This is a genomic window from Paenibacillus sp. FSL R7-0345 (assembly GCF_038595055.1).
Classification (GTDB): domain Bacteria; phylum Bacillota; class Bacilli; order Paenibacillales; family Paenibacillaceae; genus Paenibacillus_AQ.
On record NZ_CP152002.1, the window covers coordinates 5,596,703 to 5,609,967 of the forward strand.

General features: G+C 52.3%; 12 protein-coding genes and 1 riboswitch. Of the genes, 3 read left to right on the top strand and 9 right to left on the bottom strand.

Annotation, left to right across the window (positions count from 1 at the left end):
• Window positions 1-18: 18 nt before the first annotated feature.
• The 6 genes from hemB to hemA form a co-directional block, all read right to left on the bottom strand.
• The gene (gene hemB, locus NST84_RS24110; RefSeq protein WP_342562636.1) at window positions 19-1,017 is read right to left on the bottom strand and encodes a porphobilinogen synthase; all 999 of its coding nucleotides are present in this window, start codon (window positions 1,015-1,017) and stop codon (window positions 19-21) included.
• Window positions 1,018-1,833: 816 nt separating this feature from the next.
• Window positions 1,834-3,390 (bottom strand): uroporphyrinogen-III C-methyltransferase, encoded by a 1,557-nt coding sequence (cobA, locus tag NST84_RS24115; RefSeq protein WP_342562637.1) that lies wholly within the window; start codon window positions 3,388-3,390, stop codon window positions 1,834-1,836.
• 5 nt (window positions 3,391-3,395) lie between these two features.
• Complete coding sequence (hemC, locus tag NST84_RS24120) at window positions 3,396-4,496, bottom strand: hydroxymethylbilane synthase (protein WP_342562638.1); 1,101 nt, start codon at window positions 4,494-4,496, stop codon at window positions 3,396-3,398.
• Window positions 4,497-4,545: 49 nt separating this feature from the next.
• On the bottom strand, window positions 4,546-5,193 hold the full coding sequence (locus tag NST84_RS24125; RefSeq protein ID WP_342562639.1) for an NAD(P)-dependent oxidoreductase: 648 nt from the start codon (window positions 5,191-5,193) through the stop codon (window positions 4,546-4,548).
• Window positions 5,194-5,198: 5 nt separating this feature from the next.
• Complete coding sequence (gene ccsA, locus NST84_RS24130) at window positions 5,199-6,026, bottom strand: cytochrome c biogenesis protein CcsA (RefSeq protein ID WP_342566512.1); 828 nt, start codon at window positions 6,024-6,026, stop codon at window positions 5,199-5,201.
• 5 nt (window positions 6,027-6,031) lie between these two features.
• On the bottom strand, window positions 6,032-7,429 hold the full coding sequence (hemA, locus tag NST84_RS24135; protein WP_342562640.1) for a glutamyl-tRNA reductase: 1,398 nt from the start codon (window positions 7,427-7,429) through the stop codon (window positions 6,032-6,034).
• Between the two features lie 359 nt (window positions 7,430-7,788).
• A riboswitch (purine riboswitch) is annotated at window positions 7,789-7,891 on the top strand.
• 123 nt (window positions 7,892-8,014) lie between these two features.
• Here hemA and NST84_RS24140 point away from each other — a divergent pair.
• From NST84_RS24140 to hpt, 3 genes are all read left to right on the top strand, one after another.
• Window positions 8,015-8,575, top strand: coding sequence for a phosphoribosyltransferase (locus NST84_RS24140; protein WP_342562641.1), 561 nt, complete (start codon window positions 8,015-8,017; stop codon window positions 8,573-8,575).
• A gap of 110 nt (window positions 8,576-8,685) precedes the next feature.
• Complete coding sequence (locus NST84_RS24145; protein WP_342562642.1) at window positions 8,686-10,197, top strand: IMP dehydrogenase; 1,512 nt, start codon at window positions 8,686-8,688, stop codon at window positions 10,195-10,197.
• A 32-nt stretch (window positions 10,198-10,229) separates the two neighbouring features.
• Entirely contained in the window at window positions 10,230-10,763 is a 534-nt protein-coding gene (hpt, locus tag NST84_RS24150; RefSeq protein ID WP_342562643.1) for a hypoxanthine phosphoribosyltransferase, read from the top strand.
• A gap of 69 nt (window positions 10,764-10,832) precedes the next feature.
• Here the strand turns inward: hpt and NST84_RS24155 are convergent, their stop codons facing one another.
• The 3 genes from NST84_RS24155 to galE all read right to left on the bottom strand — a co-directional run bounded on the left by NST84_RS24155 (window position 10,833) and on the right by galE (window position 13,258).
• Entirely contained in the window at window positions 10,833-10,988 is a 156-nt protein-coding gene (locus tag NST84_RS24155) for a hypothetical protein (protein ID WP_342562644.1), read from the bottom strand.
• Window positions 10,989-11,636: 648 nt separating this feature from the next.
• Window positions 11,637-12,179 carry a serine acetyltransferase gene (locus NST84_RS24160; protein WP_342562645.1) on the bottom strand — a complete coding sequence of 181 codons (543 nt, stop codon included), beginning with the start codon at window positions 12,177-12,179 and terminating at the stop codon, window positions 11,637-11,639.
• A 65-nt stretch (window positions 12,180-12,244) separates the two neighbouring features.
• Entirely contained in the window at window positions 12,245-13,258 is a 1,014-nt protein-coding gene (galE, locus tag NST84_RS24165) for a UDP-glucose 4-epimerase GalE (protein WP_342562646.1), read from the bottom strand.
• Between the last annotated feature and the right edge of the window lie 7 nt (window positions 13,259-13,265).

A 13,265-nucleotide genomic window follows, 5' to 3' on the forward strand; every position in this document is an offset into this window, starting at 1 on the left:
CCTGTTCAGTTCGTAAGTTTAGCCGCGCAGCCAGCGGGCCGCATCCTTGGCAAAATAAGTGATAATAATGTCCGCACCCGCACGCTTCATGCCGGTCAGCATCTCCATTACGATTGCTTTTTCATCGATCCAGCCCTGCAGCGCTGCCGCTTTGACCATTGAGTACTCACCGCTCACGTTATAAGCCACCAGCGGCAGATCGAACTGGTCGCGGATCGTCCGGATCACATCGAGATAAGCCAGCGCCGGCTTGACCATCAGCATGTCCGCACCCTCGAGCACATCAGAGTCCGCTTCACGGATCGCTTCCCGCAGGTTAGCCGGGTCCATCTGGTACGTTTTGCGGTTGCCGAACTGCGGCGCGGAATCAGCAGCCTCGCGGAACGGGCCGTAGAAAGCGGAGGCGTATTTTACCGAATAAGACATAATCGGCACATGCTCGAACCCGTTGTCGTCCAGTCCGGCGCGGATCGCCTGCACAAAACCGTCCATCATGTTCGAAGGCGCGATAATATCAGCCCCGGCCTTGGCCTGCGATACCGCCGTGCGGGTCAGCAGCTCCAGCGAAGCATCGTTTATAACATCACCGTGTACAACTCCGTCCACCACATGAGTATGAACCATACCGCAGTGGCCGTGGTCCGTGAACTCACACAGACAGGTGTCGGCTACGACCAGCAGCTCGGGGTACCATTGTTTAATCAGCCTTGTCGCTTCCTGTACAATCCCGTCATCCGCAAAACCCGACGTTCCAACCGCATCCTTGGTCTCCGGAATCCCGAACAGCAGAACCGCCGGAATCCCCAGCGCGGCAATCTCGTCAACCTCAGCCTTCAGCATATCAAGCGAAAAATGATACACACCCGGCATCGAGCCAATCTCCGTCTTCACACCTGTTCCATAGGTCACAAAAATCGGCTGGATCAGATCAAGTGTATTCAGCACGGTCTCCCGCACCATCCCGCGAATTCCGGCTGTACCGCGCAGACGGCGGTGCCGGGTAATTGGAAAGCTCATTGATGTATCCTCCTGTGTAGTTAATATGTAAAAAAAGTCCGGCAGCACTGTGCAATGTCAGCGCCTGTCCGGAGTTACTGTAATGTTCGGGTGTTCATAACAACGAGCGGTGAATTCATGCTGCTCCGGCTGGATGCTCCCGCCCTCAAACTAACTTTAACTGCACTCTGTACAACTATTCCGCCAGTTTTCCCCTGAGTAACCAGTTTAGTTGTAGTTTGTGCAGTTATTTTGGCGTAAAAAGCAAATTTCAGCCGATTAAAGCAGATTTAGTTGTACAGAGTGCAGCTATTCCGTACTGGAGCCAGATTTGACCGGGTTTAGTTGCACAAAGTGCAGTTAAACCGCTAAGGGAGCGTGTTACCTGCCTTTCACGCAGACATCAGGCGCACCTACCTCACAGCCTAGCTCATCCAGCCAGCACTAATGTGTTCAGCACTTCCGCAGACATCAGGCGCACCTACCTCACAGCCTAGCTCATCCAGCCAGCACACTAATGTGTTCAGCACTTCCACAGACATCCGGCTTCATCTAACAGCAGACGTCCTAGCTCATCCAGCCAGCACACTAATATGTTCAGCACTTCCGCAGACATCCGGCGCATTAACAACATACAGCCTAGCTCATCCAGCCAGCACGAATGTGTTCAACACTCCCGCGGACTTCTGGCGCATTAACAGTACATAGCATGTCCCATCTATCCCAGCTAACCATTGTCACCTGTACACTCAGCCTGCTCCTATCAACTGCTCCGGCAGCCCTTTGCCGTAAGTAACTATCCTTAAGCTGCCTCGCGGGCAGGGGATGATAAAGCCCCTACCGTACTCTCGTCGACTCGTTCCAGCGGCATAGCTCCTGTAGCAGGCCTTCGATGGTGGCCTCGTCCGGCAGCAGGCCGGGGGTCAGGCCGGCGGCGACGGCCGTTTCCTCGGTCACCGGGCCGATGCAGGCGATCTTGACGCCGGCCAGCACGGCCACCGGATCTTCCAGACCCATGCGCTTCAGGATCTCGATGAAGTTGCGCACGGTCGAAGAGCTGGTGAAGGTAACCGCATGGATGCGTTTCTCCTCGAGCAGGCGCAGCAGCTCGATGTCGTCCTCGCCCGTCACCACCGTCTCGTAGGTGTCGATCTCGGTCACTTCCAGCCCAAGCCCGCGCAGCTTGGCCGGAAGCCACTCCCGCGCGAGGTCCCCGCGCGGCAAAAGAACCTTCTGGCCCGCCTCAAGCCGCGGGCCAAATGCCTCCAGCAGCCCTTCCGCCTGGAAGCGGGCGGGCAGCTCCTCGGCCACCAGCCCGCGCTCCGCCAGCGCGGCGGCTGTGGCCGGCCCCACCGCGCCGATGCGCGCGCGGTGCAAGCCGCGGATGTCCACCTTCAGCTCCGCCAGGTGGCGCCAAAAGAATTCCACGCCGTTCGGGCTCGTGAAGAAAACCCAGTCATAGGCTTCCAGCGCTCCCAGCGCGGAAGCTATGGCGGCTTTCTTCCCGGCATCCTCCGGCATGACCGTCTCAATGACCGGGAACTCGTACGGCTCGCCGCCGAGCTCCTCAATGCGGTCCACCAGCTCGCTCGCCTGGCTGCGGGCGCGGGTAACCACGATGCGCTTGCCGAACAGCGGCAGCGCCTCGGCCCACATCAGCTGCTGGCGCTGGCGCACCACTTCGCCGACGACAATGACCGCCGGCGGCTTGAAGTCCGCCGCAATGACCTTCGCCTCGATGTCGGCGAGCGTGCCGGTCAGCGTGTCCTGCTCCGCACGCGTGCCCCAGCGCACCAGCGCCACCGGTGTCTCCGGCGGACGGCCGTGCTTGATCAGCTGGCCGCTGATGTAGCCGATCTTGGCGACGCCCATCAGGAAGACCAGCGTTCCGGTCGCATGGGTAACCTTGTCCCAATGGATGGAATGGTCCAGCTTATCCGGGCTTTCATGTCCGGTGATGATCGACAGGGAAGACGCATAATCCCGGTGCGTGACCGGGATGCCGGCATAAGCCGGTACGCTGATTGCCGACGTAATGCCCGGCACAATCTCGTAGTAGATGCCGTTCCGGCGCAGCAGCTCCGCTTCTTCGCCTACCCGGCCAAAAATCGTCGGGTCCCCGCCCTTGAGCCGCACGACCGTTTTGCCTTCCAGAGCAAGATCAACCAGCAGCTGGTTGATCTCCTCCTGCTTCATGGTGTGACGGTCGGGCAGCTTGCCGACATAGATTTTGTCACCGCCGGGCTTCATCTGCTTCAGCAGCCTGGGACTTGCCAGCCGGTCGTAGACCAGCACATCCGCCTTGCGGATGCACTCCAGCCCCTTCACAGTGATCAGCTTCGCATCGCCCGGTCCTGCACCTACCAGATATACTTTCCCCGTCTTCTCCGCCATCTCCATCATCCCCTTGTATCCGCCAGAATCTTCTCCGCACCCCGGGCAATCAGCTTGCGGGCTACCTCTTCGCCAAGCTGTACCGGGTCAACTCCCGTAAGCGTCTCTTTGAGAATTACCGAACCGTCCGGTGTTCCCACCATCCCTGTCAAAGTAATTACCCGTCCTGCAGGATTAGTTGACCCGGCAGGCCCGGACTCCTCCGCTTTACCCGAAACCGCCTCTGCTACCTTATCTTTATCCTCTAGACTGTCCGCCGATACGGCTTCCCCCTCGGCTTCCTGGTTCTCCGCAGTTGCACTCGCTCCTTCGCGCCCTGCTCCACCTTCCGCTCCCTCAGCTTCAAGCACCGCAAACGCGCCAATCGGCACCTGACAGCCGCCGTTTAGCGCACCGAGAAACGTCCGTTCCGCAGCTACAGTCAGAGCTGTCTGCTCATCATTATACAGCGCCAAAAGCTCACGCAGCTCGGTATCGTCCTCGCGGCATTCAATACCAAGCGCACCCTGGCCGACTGCCGGCAGACATACCTCCGGCTCCAGATAGGCGGTCACACGGTCCTGCCAGCCCATCCGGGTCAGGCCGGCTGCGGCCAGCAGAATGGCGTCGTATTCGCCGTTCTCCAGCTTTTTCAGCCGGGAGTCGATGTTGCCGCGCACCGGTTCAATCACCAGATCAGGGCGCAGCGCAGCCAGCTGGCTGGAGCGGCGCAGGCTGCTCGTGCCGACGCGCGCACCCTGAGGCAGCTCATCCAGGCTTGACGCACCTGTTGCAATCAGGCAGTCACGCGGATCAACCCGCTTCGGCACAGCACCGTTAATAAGGCCCTCCGGTAATTCGGACGGCATATCCTTCATACTGTGTACAGCCATATCAATGACTTTATCGAGCATGGCCTGTTCAATTTCCTTTACGAACAGCCCTTTGCCGCCTACTTTGGACAACGTGACATCGAGAATCCGGTCGCCTTTGGTGATAATCTTGTGTACCTCAAAGGTGAACCCGAAGCCGTGCTCCTCACTCAGCCGCGTAAGATCATCAATTACATGCCCAGTCTGGGTCAGCGCCAGCGCGCTTTGTCTGCTGCCTACTATAATTTTGCGCATTCTCATCTTCCTCCCGGTAACCCATTATTCAGCCAGTTTCCTTCCTCCGCTACTCCGCCCGGTTCGCCGCAATCCAAGCCCGGACTGCCTCGGGCGACCATTCTATAAAGGTGCCCTGCCGCACACTATTCAACACATCCAGCCGGCCGAGCCGGTGCAGCAGCCGTCTGCGTTCCTCAGCCGAGGGTACAAGCGACTTAATCTCAGTGCGCATCATGTGCAAAAAATCCAGATAAGGCCCGTATTCCTCGCCCAAAACCTCAGCCAGCTGCGACGTAATCTCAGCCGCAGCAGAGGGTCCTGCACCAGATGTGGAGACGGCCACAGTCAGCCTTCCCCGGCGCAGAACCCCCGGTGTTATAAAATTCCCCGCTTCCGCATGGCTGGCTACATTGACCGGCAGTCCAAGCGCCTTGGCTTCGGCAGCCGCCGCTTCATTCACCGCAGGATCACTGCTTGCAGCGTATACCAGAAACGCGCCCCGGACATCTCCGGGTTCATATCCGCGGGCAACCCACTGTATCTTGCCTTCCTCAACCAGCCCGGAGAGCACAGCCGTGAGCGCAGGGCTGATCACCGTAACCGCGGCCCCCGCTTCAAGCAGAGACTGCACCTTGCGCTCCGCCACCGTTCCGCCGCCGATCACAGCAATCTTTTGCCCGCTGACATCCAGCATGACCGGCAAATACCCTGCCATTCTGCTCACCTCCCGCTCCAGCCATGAAAGTCTGATAACGAATTCAGCAGGAAATTAAGAATAATAAAAGCATACCCCGAAATCGCCCAGCGGGCCATCGCCGTACCGCTTCTGCGCCTTGACCTTTTCAGCAGAATATAGGTTATATATACCCCAAGCCCGACCATTGTGGTCAGTACCTTGGAATCCTGAAATAGCGGTGTCCGTCCCTCGGCAACAATCGACATCGCGGCCAGTACCAGCGACACAATCATCAGCGGCACACCGGCCAGAATCGCCGTATACGAATATTTGTCCATCGTTTCCAGGCTCGGGAGCCGCCGGATGCGGTCATCCCATTTCTTATTCTTGAGCTTCCTGTGCAGGAACAGATACATTATCGCAAATACCGTGCCCAGTGTCAGTGCGCCAAAGCTCAGGTTGGCCAAAATAATATGCATCGCCAGCCAGCCGTGCACCGCCCTCCAGCTCTCCAGCCCATGATCTGCCGCCGTCAGCCAGACCCGGTTCAGCATAAAGACACTAAAGCCGGCCCCGCTGAGCAGCAGAATCGTAAATTCACCGCCGCGTGTATAGGCAATGGCTAGTGACGTAATGACAATAAGGAAGGAGAACCAGAACAGGAAATCATAAGGGGTAAAAATCGGCAGCCCGCCCTCCTGGGAGAACCGGACCGCAAGTCCCGCCATCTGCAGCAGACCCGTAACAGCAAGAAGCCCTGTGCCCAGCCGCTTTCCGCCCGGATTACGCTTAAGGCAATCCGAGAAAATAAACAGCAGGCTCAGGGCATATAGCAGCAGAGCGGCATCATATATTCCGTTCAGCAGTTGCATGCTGCTCACCCGCCCAGCAGGCCTGCCGGAGCAAAAACGGTCTTAGGCACAAGGAATTCGGCAGCAGATACACGGTCATTCTCTTTTTTCTGCACAGGAGCCGGGCTGCTTCCATTTCCGCCCCCGCCAGCTTCGAGCTGACTCTGCAGAGCAAAAATCTGCGTGAAATACGCAAGGGCTTCTGTTCCCTGATCGCTGCCGGACATTTCCTTGATTACATTAATCGGATCGTGCATCATCTGGTTCACGATGCTCTTGGTCAGCTGGCGGATCACCTTGCGCTGATGCTCATCCAGCTCAGGCAGCTTGTTGAACAGGCTGTCCATCGTATCTTCATAGATGCCATTGGATTTGTCCTGCAGCGCACGGATCACTGGTCTCACGCCAAGCGTCTTCAGCCACACCTGGAATTCGTCCATCTCTTCCGCAATCATCACTTCGATCTTCGCGGCTTCACTGCGGCGCATCTCCAGATTGCTCTCCACGATGCCTTCCAGATCATCAATATCGTACAGGAACACACCCTGCACATTGGCAGCTTCCGGATCGATGTCACGCGGCACGGCGATGTCGATCATGAACAGCGGCCGCGACGGGCGGCGCTTCATGCCGGCAGACACCTGGTCCGCAGACAGCACATAGCCCTCAGCTCCGGTGGAGCTGATTACAATATCAACCTCATCCAGATGCTGCAGCGCATCATCAATCGTGCTCGGCTTGCCGGAGAACTTCTCCGCCAGCTCAACCGCGCGCGAAAGCGTACGGTTCGCAACAATGACTTCAGCCGCTCCGCTGCTGTACAGGTGCTTGACGGTCAGCTCACTCATTTTGCCAGCGCCGAGAATCAGCACTCTTTTGCCGGTGAACATGCCAAAGATCCGCTTACCCAGCTCCACAGCCGCATAGCTCACTGAAACGGCACTCTCACCGATCGAAGTCTCGTTATGGGCACGTTTGCCGAGCGTCACGGCCTGCTTGAACAGCTGGTTGAACCAGGTACCGGTCACACCCTCGCCCTGGGCAGTCAAAAAAGCATTACGCACCTGTCCCAGAATCTGCGTCTCACCAATCACCATCGAATCCAGACCGCAGGTTACGCGGAACAGATGGGCAATGGCCTGCTCATCCTCGTATATATACATATGCTGCGTAAATTGCTCACTTTTTACATTGAACCACTGCTCCATAAAGCTACGGATGAAATATCCGCACATATGAAGGCGGTCGACGACCACATAAATTTCCGTCCGGTTACAGGTGGCAACGACAACCCCTTCCAGAACGCTTTTGGTCTTCATCAGCTGATGAAGCGCTTCGGGCAGATCCTTCTCTGCAAAAGCGAACTGTTCCCTCACCTCAACGGGAGCCGTACGGTAATTCAGGCCAACGACGACAATATGCATCGCTTGTTCACCATCCTAGTCTATATTCAGTGGTGTAGGCACTGTCTTTCACACAATCTCAAATCACGTGTGTTAAGTATATCACATCAAAATGCGGCATTTTACAAAACCTTTGAACTCTTTATGACATACAGATAATAATGATTATAAATAAAAAACCATAAAAGTACTATGGTTTATGATGGGTTATTTTTATTTTATTTATAAGTCAGACGAAACGTAACACCATTCCTGTTTTGCCAAACAAAGCCTTCATTATCATTAATGTTATATAACATTACATTAAATCAAGGATTGACACACACAAACCTCGGTGATAGCATATATAAAAATAATACGAGTCACAATATATAACATGTATATTACAAATGAATAACTCTTGTATAAGCTCATTAATCCGGTTTGAGCGTTTCTACAGGCAACCGTAAATTGCCCCAGGCTACAAGAGACACCGCAATAACAAAGAAGCTATGATTCGCACTGCTGCAGACTTTACTGTAACCGTGCGCTTTTAGCCGCATTTGCTCTGCGTGTGTCTCTTGTATTCCGGGGTTTTTGCATATTCAGACAAAGGGAGTGAAGGCCATGAGCGCATCCTATGCACGGCTCAGTGAATCCATCAGCAGCGCCAAGAACGTGAGGATCTTCAAAAATAAGGACACTACCTATGATTTTAAGCTGTACCCTTTTGGCGAACGCGGCACCTACATCCACCCGGAGCTGATCAGTGAAATTACCGCTAATCTGGCCAGCAGCATTACGGAGCAGTTCCCGGCCTTTGATTACATCGTATCGCCCGAGCCGGGCGGTCATACCTGGGGGATGCTGGCAGCCTACAAGCTGAACAAGCCGATGAACATTCTGCGGCTCAGCACCGAGCTGTACGACAATTATGAGGTATGCATCAAGCGGGAGACCGCGTATAACGAAAATTATATTTATTTTGACGGCTTCAAGTCGGGGGACAGGGTGCTTATTCTCGATGATGTCATCAGCTCGGGCGCAACAATCCGCTGCATTGCGGATCAAATGAAGATTATGGGGATCGAGCTTGTCGGGGTGCAGGGCATTCTGGCCAAAGGCGAGCACTATAAGAAGCTTGAGGCAGACTACGGATTTCCGGTTCGGGTGCTGTCAGCGGTGTAACGGACACGGACGGTTCAATGAAAGAAGAATACTGTGGAATTTACAAAAGCGGACTGCCTGCGGCAACAGTTAAGGAGACGCACTCACCATACCTTTAAGGAGTGAACACAATGGCTTACTATTATGAGCAGCCGTCCAGAACGTTCAGCGAATTCCTGCTCGTTCCGAGTCTGACGACCAAAGCATGTATCCCGGGAAATGTGGATCTCCGCACGCCCGTAACCAAATTCAAGCGCGGCGAGACGCCGGCCCTAACGATGAACCTGCCGGTGACCTCTGCCGTTATGCAGGCGGTCTCTGACCACAATATGGCGATTGCTCTGGCCAAAAGCGGCGGCATCTCCTTCATCTACGGCTCCCAATCCGTCGAGCAGCAGGTCGAGATGGTCCGCCGGGTCAAAAAATTCAAAGCAGGCTTCGTCGTAAGCGACGCTAACCTTCGTCCGGAGGATACCCTGCAGGATGTGCTCGCCCTCAAAGCCCGCAGCGGCCACTCCACCATCGCCATCACCGACAACGGGGAGCCGACCGGCAAGCTGATGGGCATCGTTACCAGCCGTGATTACCGCGAAAACCGGCTGCCCCGGGAATGTCCGATTACCGGATTCATGACCCCGCTCTCCTCCTTAATTTACGCTCAAGAAGGCATTACCCTGACTGAAGCCAATGATATGATCTGGGATCACAAGCTGAACTGCCTGCCGGTTGTGAACAGCGAGGGCAATCTGATGTACCTGGTCTTCCGCAAGGATTATGACAGCCATCAGGAATATCCGCTGGAGCTGCATGACAGCAACAAGCAGCTGATCGTCGGCGCCGGCATTAACTCGCGTGACTATAAGGAGCGGGTTCCGGCACTGGTGGAAGCTGGAGCGGATGTGCTCTGCATCGACTCCTCAGACGGCTATTCCGAATGGCAGGCCGAGACAATCCGGTATATTAAGGAAACGTTCGGGGAGGCTGTAAAGGTTGGCGCCGGCAATGTCGTGGATAAGGAGGGTTTTCTCTACCTAGTGGAGGCTGGAGCAGATTTCATCAAGGTCGGGATCGGCGGAGGCTCCATCTGCATTACCCGGGAGCAAAAAGGCATCGGCCGCGGCCAGGCCTCCTCTGTAATCGAAGTAGCTGCCGCCCGCCAGGAGTACTACGAGCAAACTGGAATCTACGTGCCGATCTGCTCTGACGGCGGGATCGTTCACGACTACCATATTGTGCTCGCCCTGGCGATGGGCGCTGATTTTGTTATGCTGGGCCGCTACTTTGCCCGGTTCGACGAGAGCCCTGGCCGCAAGCTGCTGGTCGGCGGGAACTTCGTCAAGGAATACTGGGGCGAAGGCTCCAGCCGGGCCCGCAACTGGCAGCGTTACGACTTCGGCAATGCCGACAAGGAGAGCAAGCTGGAATTCGAGGAAGGCGTCGATTCCTTCATCCCGTATGCCGGCCGGCTCAAGGATAATCTCGATCTATCCATCAGCAAAATCAAATCAACCATGTGCAACTGCGGCGCCCTGACCATCCCCCAGCTGCAGCAGCACGCCAAAATCACCCTTGTCTCCGCAACAACTATTTACGAAGGCGGGGCACATGATGTTATGCTAAAGGAGAAGGATCGTACATCCTGACAGATAATATCGACGCACAAGGAGCAGTGGTTATGAACGAATTACGCAAGGTACTGGTAAGCAAGGCAGAGCTGGAGAGCAAAGTACGGGAGCTGGGCGCCGTCATCTCACGCGATTATGAAGGCAAGGAGCTTGTCCTCATCGGCATCCTGAAGGGAGCCGCCGTATTCATGTCCGATCTGATGCGGGAGATCACCTTCCCGGTCGCCGTTGACTATATGTCCGTATCCAGCTATGGCAGCAGCGCTACCACTTCAGGTGTCATCACCATCAAGCAGGACATCGACACCGACATCCGCGGCAAACACGTCCTGCTCGTCGAGGACCTGATCGACACCGGCCTCACCCTGCAGCACCTGAAGCAGCTCTTCGCCCTCCGCGAAGCCGCCAGCGTCCGCATCTGCACCATCCTCAGCAAGCCCTCCCGCCGCGTGGCCGATATTCCTATCGACTACAACGGCATCGACATCCCCGACGAATTCGTCGTCGGCTACGGCCTCGACTACGCCGAGCAATACCGCAACCTGCCGGAGGTATGGATTGTGGAGACGGATGGCGGGCATTAAGCTGTAGGAAAACAAAGAAACCCAGGGTCTTCAAACGACCTGGGTTTCACGACATTCTGACGGAGGCCTTTAGGCCTCCGTTTTGCTGTCCACTTTCTGCCGACTCAGCAGCTGCCGTCTCCGTGATCCGAACTTCACCCAGACCCGGTCATCATCATCCCGGAAGAAGCGGATCTTCACCCACTTCAGCGGTGTCCAGATTTCCTTGAAATAATAATTTGGCATAGGACTTCTCTCCCAGAAAATAACTAGATTTGAATCTAATTATAGACCGGGATAACTAATTTGTTTGTCAGAACCTGTCAATGGAAATATGAAATGTTTTATGATTTTTTATCAGAATCAGTGAAACCAGCGCTTGATTTCCTGCAAGGTCTCTTTGGCTTCGAGCCCATTATAGCCGAAGGCATTGCCGATCATTTTACTCGTTAAAGGTGGTTTCCCGGCTGTAGCGGTCGTTCCACCACCATTTTGCGTTATAGCGAGTTCGCACTTACGTAAGTTAACTTAATTCCAGAATTTTTATATACATGATCAAAGATAAACTTTACTCTTCGCATGTGAAAGTCTAATGATACAACTATCGCAGAAGTGAAACCTTGCTGTTGCATGATAGGTAACGTAAGTTCAGCGTTCTGGTAGGTGCTGAGGGCTTCGTTTTCGGTAAGAATGGCATCTTGGGGGATACGTAGAGAAAGCGCAGCCCCCCCCCGATGAGTCGAAAGGGCACAACCGGATTGAATCCTTCCAACGTCGTCATTACTTTACACGAAATCGAAACCACTATAAATCCGGCATTCTCATTGAATGTAACCGTCATCGGATGTTGGATGGATAGTCAAGCGCTGATTTTGAGATTGAACCGAAATTTCTTCACATAATCTTTTTCCTTCTAGAAATTACTTTTGCTGGTATCCCCCCCACACTAACGTCGTCGGGTACATCTGCATTTACTACAGCATTTGCTCCTATTTTAACATTATCACCAATTATAATTCCTCCGAATATCTTAGCTCCAGGTGATATGTACACGTTATTCCCAATACGAGGACACCCATTCTTGCCCTCTCCAATATTAGTAGCTGAATGAATTCTACAATTCTTACCAACACTAGATTTTCCATTTACAACGATACTCCCGTAATGGGCAATACTTAGGCCTGGTCCAAAAACATTTAAAGGAATAGTTAATCCTAATTTGACTGATACCTTGAGAAATCTAAACTGTAAAAATAAAAAAGCTATTCTTCCAAAAAAATCCTTTCGACAATTTTTATAATATTCACATTTTCTTAGAAGACGTTGAAAATAAAGATTGGGAATAGTATATTTATATTTAAATTTCCACTTTTTTATATTATGGGATTTCATATCTTCTTTTAAATAATAATAATATTCCTCCTTGCTACTAATCATTTTAGTCTCTCCTTTAAAGTTAATTTCTCCATTACTCCATAATTGATCTCCACTCAATAATACAGCTACTCATAACCGTTTGGGTTTAATTTTTGCCACTTCCAAGAATCCGCACACATATCCAATAATGTTTTTTTAGCCTCCCACCCCAATTCATCACGAGCTTTATTAACATCTGCAATAGATACTGCAACATCTCCTGCTCTTCGTTCAACAAATTTGTATTTTATATTAATCTTAACTACATTTTCAAAAGTTTTTATAACATCTAAAACACTATACCCTTTTCCTACTCCTAAATTATATATACTCAGGCCAAAATTATTAGATAATTTTTGTAATGCCTTCAAATGACCCTTGGCTAAATCAACAACATGAATATAGTCTCGAATACCAGTACCATCATGAGTATCGTAGTCATTACCAAATACTTTAATTCCCTCCAATCTTCCCATTGCAACTTGTGTTAGGAATGGCATTAAATTATTTGGCAATCCTGTTGGATCTTCACCAATTAGTCCACTTTCGTGGGCACCTATAGGATTGAAGTATCTCAGGATAATGACACTCCAATCAGGTTCCGATATACACAGGTCAGTTAGAATTTGTTCAATCATGAGTTTTGTTGTACCATATGGAGATGTAGTTTTTAGCGAAGAATTTTCCTTGAAAGGTATATTGTTTCCGGTACCATAGACTGTAGCAGAAGAACTAAACACTATTTTCTTCACATCATTTTTCTTCATAGTTTCTAGTAATTCTAAAGTTCCTGCAATATTATTTTTATAATATTTAAGAGAATCTGACACTGATTCTCCAACCGCTTTAAAACCCGCAAAGTGAATTACAGCATCGATATGATTTTCTTTAAAAACCCCGTCAAGTTTAGAACTATCTAACAAATCTATCTGATAAAATTTCAATTTACAACCTGATATATCTTTAATTCTATTAATTACTTCTGGCTTACTATTACTAAAGTTATCGATAATAATGATATCTAAATCATTGTTTAGGAATTCAATTATTGTGTGACTTCCAATGTAACCGGCTCCGCCTGTTATTAATACACTTGCCATTTTTCTG

Excerpts from the sequence above, each read along its gene's own strand:
- NST84_RS24145 (WP_342562642.1), top strand. The coding sequence starts at position 8,686 with ATGGCTTACTATTATGAGCAGCCGTCCAGAACGTTCAGCGAATTCCTG.
- hemB (WP_342562636.1), bottom strand. The coding sequence starts at position 1,017 with ATGAGCTTTCCAATTACCCGGCACCGCCGTCTGCGCGGTACAGCCGGA.
- hemA (WP_342562640.1), bottom strand. The coding sequence starts at position 7,429 with ATGCATATTGTCGTCGTTGGCCTGAATTACCGTACGGCTCCCGTTGAG.
- cobA (WP_342562637.1), bottom strand. The coding sequence starts at position 3,390 with ATGGCGGAGAAGACGGGGAAAGTATATCTGGTAGGTGCAGGACCGGGC.
- galE (WP_342562646.1), bottom strand. The coding sequence starts at position 13,258 with ATGGCAAGTGTATTAATAACAGGCGGAGCCGGTTACATTGGAAGTCAC.
- NST84_RS24125 (WP_342562639.1), bottom strand. The coding sequence starts at position 5,193 with ATGGCAGGGTATTTGCCGGTCATGCTGGATGTCAGCGGGCAAAAGATT.
- hemC (WP_342562638.1), bottom strand. The coding sequence starts at position 4,496 with ATGCGCAAAATTATAGTAGGCAGCAGACAAAGCGCGCTGGCGCTGACC.
- NST84_RS24155 (WP_342562644.1), bottom strand. The coding sequence starts at position 10,988 with ATGCCAAATTATTATTTCAAGGAAATCTGGACACCGCTGAAGTGGGTG.
- hpt (WP_342562643.1), top strand. The coding sequence starts at position 10,230 with ATGAACGAATTACGCAAGGTACTGGTAAGCAAGGCAGAGCTGGAGAGC.
- NST84_RS24160 (WP_342562645.1), bottom strand. The coding sequence starts at position 12,179 with ATGATTAGTAGCAAGGAGGAATATTATTATTATTTAAAAGAAGATATG.
- NST84_RS24140 (WP_342562641.1), top strand. The coding sequence starts at position 8,015 with ATGAGCGCATCCTATGCACGGCTCAGTGAATCCATCAGCAGCGCCAAG.
- ccsA (WP_342566512.1), bottom strand. The coding sequence starts at position 6,026 with ATGCAACTGCTGAACGGAATATATGATGCCGCTCTGCTGCTATATGCC.